A 2,859-nucleotide genomic window follows, 5' to 3' on the forward strand; every position below is an offset into this window, starting at 1 on the left:
TGGTCGCATGGCGGCAGCACGGTGCTGGCGGCGGCGGCCAAGGCGCCGCCCGGGCTGCTGCGCGCGGGCGTCGCCTTCTACCCCGGCTGCTTCGCCGCCCGCCGCGCCGGCACCACCAGCGCCATCCCGCTGCTGCTCCTGCTGGGGCAGGAGGACAACTGGACCCCGGCCCGCTTCTGCCAGGCCTGGGTGGCGGCGCAGCCGGAGGGCCGCGTGGAGGCGGTGACCTATCCCGGCGCCGGCCATGGCTTCGACGCGCCGGGCGAGGCGCCGCCGCGCGCCCGCACCCTGCCCGATGGCCGCCAGGTCACCGCCGGGCCGCACCCCGAGTCCCGGGCGCTCGCGGTGCCGCGCGCGCTGGCCTTCCTCGCCGCACATGCCGGGGTTGCGCCCAAGCCGTAGGGGTTCGAGTTTTCCCGATCAACAAGGCGTGGTAACGGGGGCGCCATGAACCCGGCCGAGACCCCCATCGCCCTCGGCGCCGACCATGCCGGCGCCGCCCTCAAGGACAGCCTGCGCGCCGCGCTGGAGGCGGCCGGGCATCCGGTGCTCGATTTCGGCACCCACGGGACGCAGAGCTGCGACTACGCCGATTTCGCCCATCCGGTGGCCGAGGCGGTCACGGGCGGCCAGGCGCGCTTCGGCGTGCTGGTCTGCGGCAGCGGCATCGGCATGAGCATCGCCGCCAACCGGCACCCGGCGATCCGCGCCGTGGTGGTGCACAACACCACCGAGGCCCGGCTGACCCGCGCCCACAACGATGCCAACATCGCCTGCTTCGGCGCCCGGACCATCGGGGCCGAGGTGGTGCTGGATGCGCTTTCCGCCTTCCTCACCACCTCCTATGAAGGCGGCCGCCACGACCGGCGCATCGCCAAGCTGACCCCGGCCATCGCCGCGCCGGCCCCCGCCGCCCCCTCTGCCTGAGCCTGGCCCCAGGAGGTCCGAGACCATGAACGAGCTCTCCCCGGCGCATCTCGCCAGCCGCTTCTTCTCCGCCCCGCTGGCCGAGGCCGATGCCGACATCGCGGCCCTGATCGGCCAGGAGCTGCACCGCCAGCAGGACGGCATCGAGCTGATCGCCTCCGAGAACATCGTCTCCCGGGCGGTGCTGGAGGCGCAGGGCTCGATCCTGACCAACAAATACGCCGAGGGCCTGCCGGGCAAGCGCTACTATGGCGGCTGCGAGTATGTGGACGAGATCGAGACGCTGGCGATCGAGCGCGCCAAGCAGCTCTTTGGCTGCGGCTTCGCCAATGTCCAGCCGCACAGCGGCGCCCAGGCCAATCAGGCGGTGTTCTTCGCCCTGCTGCAGCCGGGCGACACCTTCATGGGCCTCGACCTCGCCGCCGGCGGCCATCTGACGCATGGCTCGCCGGTCAACATGTCCGGCAAGTGGTTCAAGGTCGCCCCCTACACGGTGGACCGCGAGAGCGGCCGCATCGACATGGAGGAGGTGGCCCGCATCGCCCGCGAGAGCCGCCCCAAGCTGATCGTCGCCGGCGGCTCCGCCTATTCCCGCGCCTGGGATTTTGCCAGGTTCCGCGCCATCGCCGATGAGGTCGGCGCGTATTTCATGGTGGACATGGCGCATTTCGCGGGCCTGGTGGCCGGCGGCGCGCATGACAGCCCCTTCCCGCACGCCCATGTGGTGACCACGACCACCCACAAGACGCTGCGCGGCCCGCGCGGCGGCATGATCCTGACCAATGACGAGGCGCTGGCGAAGAAGTTCAACAGCGCCGTCTTCCCCGGCCTGCAGGGCGGCCCGCTGGAGCATGTGATCGCCGCCAAGGCGGTCGCCTTCGGCGAGGCGCTGCGCCCCGAGTTCCGCGCCTATGCCAAGGCCGTGGTCGCCAATGCCCGCGCCCTGGCCGAGGAACTGGTGGCCCAGGGGGCCGGCATCGTCACCGGCGGCACCGACAACCACCTGATGCTGGTCGATCTCCGCCCGCTGAACCTGACCGGCAAGGCGGCCGAGGCGGCGCTGGGCCGCGCCCACCTGACCTGCAACAAGAACGCCATCCCCTTCGACCCGGCCAAGCCCTTCGTCACCTCGGGCATCCGCCTCGGCACGCCGGCCGGCACCACGCGCGGCCTGGGCGAGGAGGAATTCCGCCAGATCGGCCGGCTGATCGGCAAGGTGCTGACCGGCCTGTCGCGCGCCAACGACCCCGACGGCAACGCCGCCATCGAGGCCGAGGTGGGGGCCGAGGTGCAGGCGCTCTGCCAGCGCTTCCCGATCTACCGCTGATCCGGCGGGGGGGAGGGGGCGCATGCGCTGTCCGTTCTGCGGCAGCGAGGACACGCAGGTGAAGGACAGCCGCCCCGCCGATGACGGGGCGGCGATCCGCCGCCGGCGCTCCTGCCCCTCCTGCGGGGCCCGGTTCACGACCTTCGAGCGGGTGACGCTGCGCGAGCTGACGGTGGTCAAGTCCGACCAGCGCCGCGTGCCCTTCGACCGCGACAAGCTGGCGCGCTCCATCCGCATCGCGCTGCGCAAGCGCCCCGTGGATGAGGACCGCATCGAGCGCATCGTCAACGGCATCCAGCGCCGCCTGGAAGCCGAGGGCGAGAGCGAGATCACCAGCCGCGCCATCGGCGAGATGGTGATGGAGACGTTGAAGGAACTGGACCAGGTGGCGTATGTGCGCTTCGCCTCGGTCTACCGCAATTTCGGCGAGGCGGGCGATTTCCGCGCCTTCCTCGGCTCCCTCGATTTCGGCGACGGCAACAAGGGCTGAACCCGGCATGGTCAAACTGTTTCATCCCGCGGCGCTCGCCGGCGGGGCCGCCGTGGCCGGGCTCTCGCTCGGCGCGGCGCTGCGCGTGGCATTGCCCGCCGACCACGCCGCGCTG

General features: G+C 72.2%; 4 protein-coding genes. All 4 read left to right on the forward strand.

All coding sequences use genetic code 11. From position 1 onward, the window contains the following. Positions 1-402 (forward strand): dienelactone hydrolase family protein (locus tag HMPREF0731_RS10595; protein WP_007004113.1); only part of this gene is annotated, 402 nt, incomplete at its 5' end. 45 nt (positions 403-447) lie between these two features. Beyond that, the gene (gene rpiB / locus HMPREF0731_RS10600; protein ID WP_007004114.1) at positions 448-927 is read left to right on the forward strand and encodes a ribose 5-phosphate isomerase B; all 480 of its coding nucleotides are present in this window, start codon (positions 448-450) and stop codon (positions 925-927) included. A 25-nt stretch (positions 928-952) separates the two neighbouring features. Continuing rightward, entirely contained in the window at positions 953-2,254 is a 1,302-nt protein-coding gene (glyA, locus tag HMPREF0731_RS10605; RefSeq protein WP_007004115.1) for a serine hydroxymethyltransferase, read from the forward strand. Positions 2,255-2,276: 22 nt separating this feature from the next. Beyond that, positions 2,277-2,744 (forward strand): transcriptional regulator NrdR, encoded by a 468-nt coding sequence (gene nrdR / locus HMPREF0731_RS10610; protein WP_007004116.1) that lies wholly within the window; start codon positions 2,277-2,279, stop codon positions 2,742-2,744. Positions 2,745-2,859 lie beyond the last annotated feature (115 nt).

It is taken from the genome of Pseudoroseomonas cervicalis ATCC 49957 (assembly GCF_000164635.1).
GTDB classification, from domain to species: domain Bacteria; phylum Pseudomonadota; class Alphaproteobacteria; order Acetobacterales; family Acetobacteraceae; genus Pseudoroseomonas; species Pseudoroseomonas cervicalis.

Coding starts and splice junctions, on each gene's coding strand:
- rpiB (WP_007004114.1), top strand. CDS start 448: ATGAACCCGGCCGAGACCCCCATCGCCCTCGGCGCCGACCATGCCGGC.
- glyA (WP_007004115.1), top strand. CDS start 953: ATGAACGAGCTCTCCCCGGCGCATCTCGCCAGCCGCTTCTTCTCCGCC.
- nrdR (WP_007004116.1), top strand. CDS start 2,277: ATGCGCTGTCCGTTCTGCGGCAGCGAGGACACGCAGGTGAAGGACAGC.